This is a genomic window from Nocardioides sp., assembly GCF_030150155.1.
In the GTDB taxonomy this organism is placed as follows: Bacteria; Actinomycetota; Actinomycetes; order Propionibacteriales; family Nocardioidaceae; genus Nocardioides.
In genome coordinates this window covers 1-12,763 of the sequence record NZ_JASLGR010000029.1, presented here as the reverse complement: position 1 = coordinate 12,763, position 12,763 = coordinate 1, and the positions used below count along the sequence as shown (strand labels likewise).

12 protein-coding genes are annotated in these 12,763 nt (G+C 69.8%); 8 read left to right on the top strand and 4 right to left on the bottom strand.

The window, feature by feature from the left end:
• Genes Q1V88_RS08370 through Q1V88_RS08355 form a run of 4 tightly spaced genes read left to right on the top strand, consistent with a single transcriptional unit; the run spans nt 1 to nt 5,369 of the window.
• On the top strand, nt 1-2,445 hold the full coding sequence (locus Q1V88_RS08370) for a DNA topoisomerase (ATP-hydrolyzing) (RefSeq protein WP_300680391.1): 2,445 nt from the start codon (nt 1-3) through the stop codon (nt 2,443-2,445).
• Nucleotides 2,446-2,450: 5 nt separating this feature from the next.
• Nucleotides 2,451-3,161 (top strand): LppX_LprAFG lipoprotein, encoded by a 711-nt coding sequence (locus Q1V88_RS08365; protein WP_300680389.1) that lies wholly within the window; start codon nt 2,451-2,453, stop codon nt 3,159-3,161.
• 6 nt (nt 3,162-3,167) lie between these two features.
• Nucleotides 3,168-4,853 (top strand): MFS transporter, encoded by a 1,686-nt coding sequence (locus tag Q1V88_RS08360; protein ID WP_300680387.1) that lies wholly within the window; start codon nt 3,168-3,170, stop codon nt 4,851-4,853.
• Nucleotides 4,854-4,874: 21 nt separating this feature from the next.
• Nucleotides 4,875-5,369, top strand: coding sequence for a carbonic anhydrase (locus tag Q1V88_RS08355; RefSeq protein WP_300680385.1), 495 nt, complete (start codon nt 4,875-4,877; stop codon nt 5,367-5,369).
• Nucleotides 5,370-5,748: 379 nt separating this feature from the next.
• Here Q1V88_RS08355 and purT read toward each other — a convergent pair whose 3' ends face one another.
• The 3 genes from purT to Q1V88_RS08340 are packed head-to-tail and all read right to left on the bottom strand — an operon-like array spanning nt 5,749 to nt 9,430.
• Nucleotides 5,749-6,966 (bottom strand): formate-dependent phosphoribosylglycinamide formyltransferase, encoded by a 1,218-nt coding sequence (gene purT, locus Q1V88_RS08350; RefSeq protein WP_300680383.1) that lies wholly within the window; start codon nt 6,964-6,966, stop codon nt 5,749-5,751.
• 4 nt (nt 6,967-6,970) lie between these two features.
• On the bottom strand, nt 6,971-7,360 hold the full coding sequence (locus Q1V88_RS08345; protein WP_300680381.1) for a hypothetical protein: 390 nt from the start codon (nt 7,358-7,360) through the stop codon (nt 6,971-6,973).
• Nucleotides 7,361-7,369: 9 nt separating this feature from the next.
• The gene (locus Q1V88_RS08340; RefSeq protein WP_300680379.1) at nt 7,370-9,430 is read right to left on the bottom strand and encodes a DNA topoisomerase IV subunit B; all 2,061 of its coding nucleotides are present in this window, start codon (nt 9,428-9,430) and stop codon (nt 7,370-7,372) included.
• A gap of 254 nt (nt 9,431-9,684) precedes the next feature.
• Here Q1V88_RS08340 and Q1V88_RS08335 point away from each other — a divergent pair, with 254 nt between their 5' ends.
• The 4 genes from Q1V88_RS08335 to Q1V88_RS08320 all read left to right on the top strand — a co-directional run bounded on the left by Q1V88_RS08335 (nt 9,685) and on the right by Q1V88_RS08320 (nt 11,890).
• Nucleotides 9,685-9,912: a hypothetical protein gene (locus Q1V88_RS08335; RefSeq protein ID WP_300680377.1), complete on the top strand. Its 228-nt coding sequence runs from the start codon at nt 9,685-9,687 to the stop codon at nt 9,910-9,912.
• A 112-nt stretch (nt 9,913-10,024) separates the two neighbouring features.
• Nucleotides 10,025-10,504: a DUF456 domain-containing protein gene (locus Q1V88_RS08330; RefSeq protein WP_300680375.1), complete on the top strand. Its 480-nt coding sequence runs from the start codon at nt 10,025-10,027 to the stop codon at nt 10,502-10,504.
• Entirely contained in the window at nt 10,501-11,394 is an 894-nt protein-coding gene (locus Q1V88_RS08325; protein WP_300680373.1) for an EamA family transporter, read from the top strand. The genes Q1V88_RS08330 and Q1V88_RS08325 overlap by 4 nt, the downstream gene beginning before the upstream one ends.
• 4 nt (nt 11,395-11,398) lie before the next feature.
• On the top strand, nt 11,399-11,890 hold the full coding sequence (locus Q1V88_RS08320) for a GNAT family N-acetyltransferase (protein WP_300680371.1): 492 nt from the start codon (nt 11,399-11,401) through the stop codon (nt 11,888-11,890).
• 146 nt (nt 11,891-12,036) lie between these two features.
• Here the strand turns inward: Q1V88_RS08320 and Q1V88_RS08315 are convergent.
• Nucleotides 12,037-12,763, bottom strand: a 727-nt coding sequence (locus Q1V88_RS08315) for an RNA polymerase sigma factor (protein ID WP_300680370.1), incomplete at its 5' end; no start/stop codon positions are given.

Genomic DNA, 12,763 nt, shown 5'->3' with positions numbered 1-12,763 from the left:
ATGGCACGGCGCAGCACCCCCGACGCTCCCGAAGAGTTCGAGGAGCACATCCTCGACACCGACATCAAGGCCGAGATGGAGTCCTCCTTCCTGGAGTACGCGTACTCGGTGATCTACTCGCGCGCCCTGCCCGACGCCCGCGACGGCCTCAAGCCGGTGCAGCGCCGGATCCTCTACACGATGGCCGACATGGGGCTGCGCCCCGACCGCGGCCACGTGAAGTCGGCGCGTGTCGTCGGTGAGGTGATGGGTCGACTGCACCCGCACGGCGACACCGCGATCTACGACGCCCTGGTGCGGATGGCCCAGCCCTGGTCGATGCGGGTGCCGTTCATCGACGGCCACGGCAACTTCGGCTCCCTGGACGACGGCCCGGCCGCGATGCGTTACACCGAGTGCCGGATGGCGCCCGCCGCGATGGCGATGACCGCCGACATCGACGAGAACACCGTCGACTTCCGGCCCAACTACGACGCCCGCGAGACCGAGCCCTCCGTGCTCCCCTCGGCGATCCCCAACCTGGTCGTCAACGGCACCACCGGCATCGCGGTCGGCATGGCCACCAACATGGCCCCGCACAACCTGGTCGAGGTAATCGCCGCGCTGCGCGAGCTGATCAAGAAGCCCACCCTCGACACCGAGGCGCTGATGCGCTTCATCCCCGGCCCGGACCTGCCCACCGGCGGCACCATCGTCGGTCTGGACGGCATCCGCGACGCCTACGAGACCGGCCGCGGCTCCTTCAAGATCCGCGCCACCGCCCGGATCGAGCCGGTCGGGCGACGCAAGGGCATCGTCGTCACCGAGCTGCCCTACACCGTCGGCGTGGAGAAGGTCGTCGAGCGGATCAAGACCCTGGTCCAGTCCAAGAAGCTCGAGGGCATCGCCGACCTCAAGGACCTCACCGACAAGGACAACGGCCTGCGGCTGGTGATCGAGGTCAAGAACGGCTTCGTCCCCGAGGTCGTGCTCGAGCACCTCTACAAGCAGACCCCGATGGAGGACTCCTTCGGGATCAACAACGTCGCCCTGGTCGACGGCCAGCCGCGCACGCTCGGCCTCAAGGAGCTGCTCCAGGTCTTCCTGGACCACCGCTACGAGGTCGTCCGCCGGCGCAGCCAGTTCCGCCGCGACAAGGCCGCCGCCCGACTGCACCTGGTCGAGGGCCTGCTGCTGGCGATCCTCGACATCGACGAGGTCATCCAGCTGATCCGCTCCTCGGAGAACGCCGCGGCGGCCAAGGAGCGCCTGATGAGCGTCTTCGACCTCTCCGAGCTCCAGGCCGAGTACATCCTCGACATGGCGCTGCGCCGGCTGACGAAGTTCTCCAAGATCGAGCTGGACAAGGAGTCCGAGGAACTCAAGAAGACGATCGAGGACCTCGACGCCATCCTGGGCGACGAGGACCTGCTCAAGAAGGTCGTCTCCGACGAGCTCGGCGTCGTCGCCAAGACGTTCGGCACGCCGCGCCGCACGGTGCTGCTGGCCAGCGCCGGCACAGCCGCGATCGAGGCGCAGAAGATGTCGGCCGAGGTCGCCGACGACCCGTGCTTCGCCCTGCTCTCCTCGACCGGCCTGCTGGCCCGGACGTCCTCGGACGAGCCGATCGCCACCGGCGGTGGTCGCGCCAACCACGACGTGATCACCTCGATCGTGCGCACCAGCGTGCGCGGCGAGATCGGCGTGATCACCTCGGCCGGACGACTGGTCAAGCTCAGCGTGCTGGACCTGCCCGCCATCCCGGCCACGGCCGGCGACCCAAACCTGCAGGGCGGAGTGCCGCTCAGCGCGGTGCTCGCGCTGACCGGCACCGAGCGCGCGTTGGCCTTGGTCACGCTCGCCACCGAGGGCCACGGCATCGCCCTGGGCACCAAGCTCGGCGTGGTGAAGCGGGTCAACCCCGAGGTGCTCGGCAAGGACGACTGGGAGGTGATCAACCTCGCCGACAAGGACGAGGTGATCGGCGCCGTCGAGCTCGCCACCGGCACCGAGGAGCTGTGCTTCATCACCGCCGACGCCCAGCTGCTGCACTTCAACGCCGACCTGGTCCGCCCGCAGGGACGCAACGCCGGCGGCATGGCCGGCATCCGGATCGCCGCCGGCTCGAAAGCCATCTTCTTCGGTGCCTTCGACCCGACCGACGCGGTCGTCGTCACCGCCTCGGGCTCCAGTTCGGCCCTGCCGGGCACGGAGACCGGCTCGGTCAAGGTGACCCCGTTCTCGGAGTACCCGGCCAAGGGCCGCGCCACCGGCGGCGTGCGCTGCCACCGCTACCTGCGTGGCGAGGACACCGTGATCTTCGCCTGGGCCGGCCCCGGCCCCGCCCGCGCGGCGGCCAACTCCGGTGCCCCGATCGACCTGCCCGAGCCCGACCTGCGTCGCGACGGCTCCGGGGTCCCGGCGTCCCAGCCGATCGACGCCGTCGCCGGCCCCGTGGGAGGGTGACCCCCATGCTCACGACCGGACGCCTCCTGACGGCCTGCCTCGCACTCTCCCTGCTCGCCGGCTGTGGCTCCTCCACGACGTCGGGCTCGAAGGAGTCCACGGCGCCGACGACCCCCGCCCAGGTGCTCGCCCAGGCCAAGAAGACCCTGGACGAGACCAGCGGCCTCAACCTCGGCATCACCGCGACCGGCGTGCCCACCGATGTCACCGCGCTACTCAGCGGCTCGGGCACGCTCACCCACGCGCCGGGCTTCGACGGCTCGATCACCGTGCAGTACGCGGGCCTCAAGCCCCAGGTCCCGATCGTCGCCGTGGACGGCAAGGTCTACGCCCAGCTGCCGTTGAGCGTCGGTTGGCAGACCATCGACCCCTCCGAGTACGGCGCCCCGGACCCGGCCACCCTGGCCGCTGCCAGTGGCGGCCTCTCGGACTGGCTCACCGCCACCACGGGACTGGTCGAGGGTGACAAGGTGCGCGGCGGCGTCGGCAACAAGGAGATCCTGACGTCGTACTCGGGGACGCTGCCGGCCAAATCCGGCCAGCTCCTGGTGCCGCTGATCACCAAGGACCTCGACGTCACGTACACGGTCACCGACTCCGAGGAGCTGCGCCAGATCGTGCTCAAGGGCGACATCTACAACACCGGGGATACCGAGACGTACACCATCGATCTCGACCACTACGGGACCAGCAAGACCATCACCGCTCCGAAGTGATCTGAGATGACGCTGCGACGCGGCCTGCTGGCGCTGGCCGCCTTCGCCGTCTGCTTCACCGCCGCCGACACGTACGTCATCGTGCTGGCGCTGCCCGACATCATGCACGGCGTCGGGCTCTCGGTCGACGAGCTCCAGCGCGGGGCGCCGATCATCTCCGGCTTCCTGCTGGGGTACGTCGCCATGCTCCCGTTGATCGGCCGGATCGCCGACCTACGGGGTCGTGCGCCGGTCCTGGTCGCCGGTCTGGTGCTGTTCGCGTTCGGCTCGTTCGTGACGGCGCTCTCCTACGGTCTGCCCACCATCGTGGCGGGCCGGTTCCTGCAGGGGGTCGGCGCGGGCGCGCTGGTGCCGGCCACGCTCGCTCTGGTCGCCGATCTGTATCCGGTCGAACGCCGCGCGATGCCCCTGGGTCTGGTCTCGGCCGCTCAGGAGCTCGGCGCCGTGCTCGGGCCGCTGCTCGGGGCCGCCATCCTGGCGATCACCGACTGGCGGGCGATCTTCGCCCTCAACCTGGTCGTCGCCGTCGTCCTGGCCGTCGCGATCCGCACCCGGGACCGGTCACCGCTGCGGGTGCCCGACCTCCTGGGCGTCCTGATCGCGGCGGCGACGGCGGTCGCGGCGATGCTGCTGACGATCAAGCCGACCTCGCTGGTCACCGACCTCACCTGGGGTGAGCTGTACGTGCCCGTGACCGGGCTCAGCGACTGGATGACGCCGCTCGGGCTGACCGTGATCGGCGGGTCGGTGCTCTTCGTGGTGCGCTGCCTGGTCGCCCGCCGGCCGCTGATCGACCTGCGCCGGTGGTGGAGCGACACCCGTGCCGCCGACCTGCCCGGAGCGTTCCTGCTGGCACTCGCCCTGGGCGGGGTCGTCCTCGCCTTCGCCGAGGCCGACCCGAAGGTGAGCGTCCTGACGCCCCTGGGCGGCTGGTACCTGGCCATCTCCGCCCTCGCCCTGGTCGCGTTCGTCGTGCATCTGCGGCGGACCCCGACGCCGTTGATCGCCCCCGCGACTCTGCGGGCCCGACCGGCCTGGGGCGGGGTGCTGGTCAGCTTCTTCGTCGGCGCCGCCCTGGTGGTCGCCCTGGTCGACATCCCGCTCTTCGCCCGGACGACGATCTACACCGACTCCCAGCTGCTCGCCGCCCTGGTGCTGGTCCGGTTCCTGGTCGCCCTACCGATCGGGGCCGTGGCCGGTGGCTGGCTCGTGCAGCGCCTCTCCCCCGCCCTGGTCGCTGCCGGGGGGATGGTGCTCGCCGCCCTCGGCTTCGCGCTGATGGCCTCCTGGGATGCCGACGCGCTCTCCTCGTTCTGGGCCACGGTGCCGCTCGTCCTGGGAGGTCTCGGCTTCGGCCTGGCGCTGGCCCCGATCAACCATGCGGTGCTCGCCGCGGCACCGGAGCAGTCCCACGGTGTCGCCAGTGCCGCCACGGTGGTGGCCCGCATGATCGGGATGCTGGTCGGCATCTCGGTGCTGACCGGGATCGGGCTGCGGCGCTACTACGCCGAGCAGGCGAACCTGCCGCCGGTGCAGGAGGTCTGCTCGGGCAAGTCCCGGTGCGCCGAGTTCAGCGCCCTGATCCAGAACGCCGGCATCGCCCAGGAGCACGCGGTCTTCGTGGGGGCCGCCGGGGCGGCCACGATCGCAGCAGTGCTGGCCCTGCTGCTGCTGGGTCGGCGTACCGGCTAAGGTCGGGCTATGGATTCTTCGGTGAGAAACTTCGACGATCTGCTCGGTGCCAACGCCACCTACGCCTCCGACTTCCCGCTCAGCGGCTTCGACGGTGTCGCCCACGCGGGCGTGGCGATCGTGACCTGCATGGACTCCCGGATCGACCCGCTCAACATGCTCGGCCTGAAGCCCGGTGACGCGAAGATCTTCCGCAACCCCGGTGGCCGCGTGACGCCGCAGGCGATGGAGGCGCTGATCCTCGGCGTCCACCTGCTCAACGTCAACCGCATCCTGATCGTGCCGCACACCCGCTGTGCCGTGGCCAGCAGCACCGAGGCCGAGATCCGCGAGCGGGTCGAGAAGTCCGCCGGCGTCGACGCCTCCTGGCAGCCCTTCCACGTCGTCGAGGACCAGCTCCGCGCCCTGGGCGAGGACGTCCACAAGGTCACCTCGCACCCCCTGATCGGCGACCGCGCCCTGGTCGGCGGCTTCGTCTACGACGTTGACTCCGGCCTCATCTCGCAGAAGATCTGATCCGCCGACTTCCGGGTTCACCACCGCCGAGATCCGGGTTCACCACCGCCGAGATCCGGCTTTCTCCCCATCGAGATCCGGGTTACTCACGTCCGAAGTCCCGCCCCGCGCGTCTCATCATGCGCAGGGCGGGACTTCGTCGTACTGGCGCCAAGGCTCTGGTGGACAACCCGGAGGTCGCCGGTGGTGAACCCGGAACTCGCACGTGGCGAACCCAGAACTCGCACGTGGCGAACCCAGAACTCGCGCGTGGCGAACCCGGAACTCGGGCGTGGCGAACCCGGAAGTCGCGCGTGGCGAACCCGGAACTCGGGCGTGGCGAACCCGGAAGTCGCGCGTGGCGAACCCGGAAGTCGGGCGTGGTGAACCCGGAAGTCGGCTAGGCCAGGGTGACCGTGATCGCCTCAGCGGCTGCCTTGGCCAGCGCCCGGGCCGTACCTGCCGCCGCCGGCGCGCCGTCGGTGCCCGAGGCCGCACCCCGGACCAGGGTGACCGCTACCCGGCGCTCGCCATCGACGCGGGGCTTGCCGAAGAGCCGGACCTGGACGCTCGGGTCGAGGGCATAGGCGTCCGCCAGGCCGGCGAAGGACGGCACCCCGGAGCCGTGCACCTTGATCGGCCACGACGCTGCAGCGCCAGGCCAGCGGGTGACGGCGACCGGCAGGCCGAGCACCGCGCGGGCGTGCAGGCCGAACTCGCTGACGTCCTGGCTCACCAGCGTCACCAGGCCGGTGTCGTGCGGGCGCGGGGAGACCTCGCTGAAGATCACCTCGTCGCCGCGGATGAACAGCTCGACCCCGAACAGCCCCCAGCCGCCGAGCGCCTCGGTGACAGCACCGGCGACCTCCTGGGCCGCCGACAGCCACCCGAACGCCGTACCGGCTGGCTCCTGCCACGACTCGGCGTAGTCGCCGTCGACCTGGCGGTGGAAGATCGGGTCGAGGAACGTGGTGCCGTCGACGTGGCGAACGGTCAGCAGCGTGATCTCGGTGTCGAAGGCGACGAACCCCTCCACGATGCAGCGCGCCGACTGCGAGCCGCGGCCACCGGTCTGGGCGAACTCCCACGCCGCCTCGACGTCGGCAGCGCTCCTGACCACCGACTGGCCCTTGCCCGAGGACGACATCACCGGCTTGATCACGACCGGCCAGCCGAGCTCGTCGGCGGCGGCGCGGAACTCCTCCAGGCTGTCGACGAAGGCGTACGGCGACGTGGGCACGCCCAGCGTCTCCGCGGCGAGCCGGCGGATGCCCTCACGGTTCATGGTGAGCACCGTGGCCTGCGCGGTCGGGGCTACCCGCACCTGGCCCGCTGCCTCCAGCTCGGCCAGCACCGAGGTCGCGATCGCCTCGATCTCGGGGATCACCACGTCGGGCCTCTCGGCCAGCAGCAGCTCACGCAGCGCCACCGGGTCCTGCATGTCGATCACGTGGGACCGGTGGGCTACCTGCATCGCCGGCGCGTCGGCGTACCGATCGACGGCGACGGTCTCCACGCCGAGCCGTTGCAGCTCGATGACCACCTCCTTGCCGAGCTCGCCGGAGCCGAGCAGGAGTGCGGTGGTGGAGGAGGCCGAGAGCGGGGTGCCGATGTTCACCCCGCTATCGTCCCAGGATCTCCCGCAGCGTCGCATCCAGGTAGGCCTCGGGGAACGCGTCGGCATCGACGGCAGCGTCCAGCTCGGCCACGGTGCCGATCGCCTGGAGCTGGGCGACCAGCGCCGCCGTCTGGGCGGCGGGGTCGGCACCGAGGGCTTGGTCGGCCAGCAGCGGGCAGTCGATCGCGCCGCCTTCGGGCTCAGGGCCGGCACCGGCGACCCAGGCACCGATCTCGAAGCCGAGCGCCGCCGTGGGCAGCGGCGAATCCGAGCGCAGGTTCACCCACCACACCACCTCGGTGCCCTGGATCTTCCAGTGCCCCTTGCGCAACGGGATCTTGTGCTCACGGAAGGCCTTGGCGACGGCCATCCGCCGTGCCTTCTGATCAGTCATCGTCGACTCCTAGAAGTCGAGATCGGTGTCGGAGAGCTGGCTGGCTCCGGCGGTGATGAACTCCTTGCGCGGGGCCACGTCGGTGCCCATCAGGAGCTCGAAGATCCTGCCGGCCGCCTCGGCGTCGTCGACGGTGAGGCGACGCAGGGTGCGGTGGCGTGGGTCCATCGTGGTCTCGGCCAGCTGGTCGGCATCCATCTCGCCCAGGCCCTTGTAGCGCTGCGGGGAGCCCTTGACGTTGATGTTCTTCTTCTTCAGCTCGGCGAGCTTGCGCTGCAGCTCGTCGTCGGAGTACGTGTAGATGTACTTCTCCATCCCCTTCTTGGGGTTGGAGAGCTCGATCCGGTGCAGTGGCGGCACGGCACTGTAGATCCGGCCGGCCTTGACCATCTCGGGCATGTACTTCATGAAGAGGGTGGCCAACAGGGTGCGGATGTGGGCACCGTCGGCGTCGGCGTCGGCCATGAAGATGACCTTGCCGTAGCGCGCTGCGTCGAGGTCGAAGGTCCGACCCGAACCGGCGCCGACGACCTGGATGATCGAGGAGCACTCGGCGTTCTTCAGCATGTCGGCGACCGAGGCCCGCTGGACGTTGAGGATCTTGCCGCGGATCGGCAGCAGCGCCTGGAACTCGGAGTTGCGCGCCATCTTGGCGGTGCCGAGCGCGGAGTCACCCTCGACGATGAAGAGCTCGGTGCGCTCGTTGTCGGCCGCGCGGCAGTCCGCGAGCTTGGCGGGCAGGGCGCTGGACTCCAGGGCGTTCTTGCGGCGCTGGGTCTCCTTGTGCTGACGGGCAGCGATGCGGGTCTTGGCAGCGCCGTAGACCTTCTCCATCACCAGCTTGGCCTGGGCCTTCTCCTTGGCCTTCGTCGAGGTCAGGAAGGTCTTGAGCTCAGCGGCGACGACCTTGCGGACCGCGGAGCGGGCGGCCGGGGTGCCGAGGATCTCCTTGGTCTGGCCCTCGAACTGCGGCTCGGCCAGCCGCACCGTGACGACGGCGGTCAGACCCTCCAGGGCGTCCTCGGTGGTGATGTCGGGGTCGTTGACCTTGAGCACCTTGGCGGCGCGCATGGCGTCGTTGAAGGTCTTCTTCAGCGCGCCCTCGAAGCCCGAGACATGGGTGCCGCCCTTGGGGGTGGCGATCACGTTGACGAAGGACTTCATCACGGTGTCGTAGCCGTCCACCCAGCGCAGCGCCACGTCGACGCCCAGGGTCCGCTCGACGTCCTGGGGCGTCATGTGGCCCTTGTCGTCGAGCATCGGCACGGTCTCGGTGAAGTTGTCCGAGCCCTGCAGCCGCAGCACCTCGGTGACCGCGTTGCCGGTGGAGAGGAAGTCGACGAACTCGCCGATGCCGCCTGCGTGCAGGAACTTCTCCTCCACCGGCAGCTCGCCGCGCAGGTCGCGCAGCACCAGCTCGAGGCCGGGCACGATGAACGACGTCTGCCGGGCGCGACCGACCAGGTCGTCCCAGACGAAACCCGCGTCACGAGTGAAGATCTGACGGTCGGGCCAGAACCGGACCAGGGTGCCGGACTTGCCCTTCGCGACCCGGCCGCCCTTGCGGGTCAGGCCGTTGGCCGGGGTGAAGCCGGCGTCGGGCTCGGCGCCGTCGAAGACACCGGGCACACCGCGCTGGAAGCTGATCCCCTGCCGGGCCGGCGACCGGTCGACGTCGATGTCCATCCGCGAGCTGAGCGCGTTGACCACCGAAAGGCCGACACCGTGCAGACCACCGGTGGCGGCGTACGACGACCCGCCGAACTTCCCGCCCGCGTGCAGCTTCGTCGCCACGACCTCGACGCCGGTGAGCCCGGTCTTGGGCTCCTTGTCCGTCGGGATGCCGCGCCCGTCGTCGTACACCTCGACCGAGCCGTCGGCGTGCAGCGTCACCTCGACGCGGCCGGCGAAGCCCGCCAGGGCCTCGTCGACGCCGTTGTCGATGATCTCCCAGACGCAGTGCATCAGGCCGCGGGTGTCGGTGGACCCGATGTACATGCCGGGTCGTTTGCGAACCGCCTCCAGGCCCTCCAGGACGAGCAGGTGCGCGGCGTTGTACGTGTCGCTCATGGTCGTCCAAATCTACCCGCGACACGCCGATCCGGTGTGGAGGCACGCGCGTTGAACGGCCGACTAGGTTGGAGGGTGAACGAGACGACCGGTAGCGCGGCACTACCCACAAGGAGCGAAGTTCACAGGCCGAAATGCCGATGTCTCGAGTGTCAGTCCATGATTGGATGATGTGAGAGGTGACACGCAGAGTCGGGAATCTTGGTTCCCCCCGCTACGTTGCACTAGTCACCGAGACAGAAATGAGGCCCGAAATGAGCACTGCGACCACCGCCGTTGCCCCCAGCCCCGCACTGACCGCCGCCGATCGGTGCGATCGCTGTGGAGCCCAGGCCTACCTCCGCGTTGAGCTCCAGTCCGGCGGAGAGCTGCTGTTCTGCGCCCACCACGCCCGCGAGCACGGTGACAAGATCAAGGAGCTCGCCGCGAACGTCGTCGACGAGACCCACAAGCTCACCGAGAAGCGCCCGATCGTCGACTGAGCGCTCCCCTCGACACGTTGCCCCGGCCTTGCGGCCGGGGCTTCGTCGTTTCCGGGGTCGGTCGGGTCAGGTCGGTCGGGTCAGGTCGGTCGACCGAGACTAGGTTGCCCTCATGACCGGCGTCGAAGTCCTGCTGCTCCTCACCATGCTGCTCGGACTGTGCGGCATCGTCGCCCTGGTCGTGCCCGGCAGCCTGATCATCGCCGCCGCCACGGTGGTCTGGGCCCTCCAGGCCGACGACGGCCGGGCCTGGATCTTCACCTCGGTGGCGCTGGCCCTCCTGGTCGCCGGCATGGTCGTGAAGTACGTCGTCCCGGGCCGCCGGCTCGCCGACGCAGGCATCCCGGGCCGGACCCAGTTGATCGGCCTCGGGGTCGGTGTGGTGGGGTTCTTCGTGATCCCGGTCATCGGTCTGGTGCTCGGTTTCGTTCTCGGCGTGTGGATCGCCGAGGTGGTACGACTGGGTGCTGGTGAGGCCACCTCGTCAACGTTCGTCGCCCTCAAGGCGGCGGGCCTATCACTCCTCATCGAGCTTTCCGTCGCGGCGCTCGCTGTGGCGGTCACCCTGACTGGAATGGTGGTAGTCACGTGAGTGTCCTCTTCGCTCTGCTCTCGGCCCTGTGTTACGGGACCTCGGACTTCATCGGCGGGGTGGTGAGCACCAAGATCCCTGCCTGGACCTCGGCGTTCTGCAGCCAGCTCGGCGGGATGGCGGCGACGATCGTGATCTCCGTGGCGACGACCAGCCACCTCACCGGCGGCTCGCTGGCGTGGGGCGCCCTCTCCGGCGTGTGCACGGGCCTCGGGATGGTCGCGCTCTACCACGGCCTCGCGATCGGCCGAATGGGCGTCGTCGCCCCGATCACCGGCATCGTCGGCGCGATCGTGCCCGCCCTGGTCGGCGTGATCGACGGGGACCGCCCCGGCGGGATCGTGTGGACCGGCCTGGTGCTGGCGCTGCCGGCCGTCTTCCTGGTCGCTGCTGCGCCGCCGACCGCCGCGGCGACGTCAACGGCGGCGGGCGTCGAGGACTCTGCCGGGTCCCCCTCAGGGTCGTCGCCGGTGCCGACCTCGGACTCCGGCGCCCTCTTCGGCCTGCTGGCCGGTGTCGGCTTCGGGTTCGGCTTCGCCACCATCGCCCAGGTACCCGAGGCCGCGGGCCACTGGCCGGTGGTGCTCTCGATGGCCGTCGGCGCGCTCTTCACCGCCCTGATCGCGACGTTCCTGGGCGAGGCCTGGCGTCCCACCCGACGCAGCGACTGGTGGGCCAGCGCCGGTGGTCTGCTCGGTGGCACCGCGGTGATCTTCTTCCTCGCCGCCGCCAACTCCGGGATGCTCAGCGTCGCAGCCGTGCTCAGCTCGCTCTATCCGGCGGTGACGGTCCTGCTCGCCGTGGCGATCCTGCGCGAGCACGTGCACAAGATCCAGGCCCTCGGGCTCGGACTGACCGGCGTGGCCGTCGCCCTGGTCGCTCTAGGCTGACCCGATGACGTCGCCCGTCCTGCTGCGCCCGGCCCTGCCGACCGAGGTCGACCTGCTCTCGGCGCTGGCGCTGCGCTCGAAGGGGCACTGGGGCTACTCCGCGGAGTTCCTGGACGTCTGCCGCGCCGAGCTCACCCTGCGTCAGTCCCAGGTCGGTGACGTCACGGTTGCCGAGGTCGGGGCCTCCGACGACGGAGCCTCCGACGACGGGCGGTGGAACGTCGCCGGGTTCGTGCTGCTCGACGGGCCGGCGCCGAGCGGTGAGCTGGCGATGCTGTTCGTCGATCCGCCGTACATCGGGCTCGGCATCGGTCGCACCCTGCTCGACCATGCCCTGGCCGAAGGCCGTCGACGCGGGTACGCCGAGGTGCTGCTCGACGCCGATCCCGACGCGGCGGCGTTCTACCGGAGCCAGGGTGCCGAGGTCGTCGGTGAGTCGCCGAGCGGGTCTGTTCCGGGGCGGGTTCTGCCGCGGATGCGGTTCAGGCTGGACTGAGTTCGGGGGCGAACCCGGAAGTCGACGGTGGTGAACCCGGAAGTCGGCGGTGATGAACCCGGAAGTCGGCGGTGGCGAACCCGGAAGTCGACGAAGCCCCGCTCCGGCGAACCGGGCGGGGCTTCGTGTCTGACGTCAGGGGCTGATCAGTCCAGGTAGTCGCGCAGGACCTGCGAGCGCGACGGGTGGCGCAGCTTCGACATCGTCTTGGACTCGATCTGGCGGATGCGCTCACGCGTCACGCCGTAGACCTTGCCGATCTCGTCGAGCGTCTTGGGCTGGCCGTCGGTCAGACCGAAGCGCATCGAGACCACGCCTGCCTCACGCTCCGAGAGCGTGTCGAGGACGGCGTGCAGCTGCTCCTGGAGAAGCGTGAAGGAGACCGCGTCGGCCGGGACGATGGCCTCGGAGTCCTCGATCAGGTCACCGAACTCCGAGTCGCCGTCCTCACCCAGGGGGGTGTGCAGCGAGATCGGCTCACGACCGTACTTCTGGACCTCGATGACCTTCTCCGGGGTCATGTCGAGCTCCTTGGCCAGCTCCTCCGGGGTGGGCTCGCGGCCCAGGTCCTGGAGCATCTGCCGCTGGACACGCGCAAGCTTGTTGATCACCTCGACCATGTGCACCGGGATACGGATCGTGCGGGCCTGATCGGCCATCGCGCGGGTGATCGCCTGACGGATCCACCAGGTGGCGTAGGTCGAGAACTTGTAGCCCTTGGTGTAGTCGAACTTCTCGACCGCGCGGATCAGACCGAGGTTGCCCTCCTGAATCAGATCGAGGAACAGCATCCCGCGACCGGTGTAGCGCTTGGCCAGCGAGACGACGAGACGGAGGTTCGCCTCGAGGAGGTGGTTCTTCGCGCGCCTCCCG

Coding starts and splice junctions, on each gene's coding strand:
- Q1V88_RS08370 (WP_300680391.1), top strand. CDS start 1: ATGGCACGGCGCAGCACCCCCGACGCTCCCGAAGAGTTCGAGGAGCAC.
- Q1V88_RS08365 (WP_300680389.1), top strand. CDS start 2,451: ATGCTCACGACCGGACGCCTCCTGACGGCCTGCCTCGCACTCTCCCTG.
- Q1V88_RS08360 (WP_300680387.1), top strand. CDS start 3,168: ATGACGCTGCGACGCGGCCTGCTGGCGCTGGCCGCCTTCGCCGTCTGC.
- Q1V88_RS08345 (WP_300680381.1), bottom strand. CDS start 7,360: ATGACTGATCAGAAGGCACGGCGGATGGCCGTCGCCAAGGCCTTCCGT.
- Q1V88_RS08340 (WP_300680379.1), bottom strand. CDS start 9,430: ATGAGCGACACGTACAACGCCGCGCACCTGCTCGTCCTGGAGGGCCTG.
- Q1V88_RS08335 (WP_300680377.1), top strand. CDS start 9,685: ATGAGCACTGCGACCACCGCCGTTGCCCCCAGCCCCGCACTGACCGCC.
- Q1V88_RS08330 (WP_300680375.1), top strand. CDS start 10,025: ATGACCGGCGTCGAAGTCCTGCTGCTCCTCACCATGCTGCTCGGACTG.
- Q1V88_RS08320 (WP_300680371.1), top strand. CDS start 11,399: ATGACGTCGCCCGTCCTGCTGCGCCCGGCCCTGCCGACCGAGGTCGAC.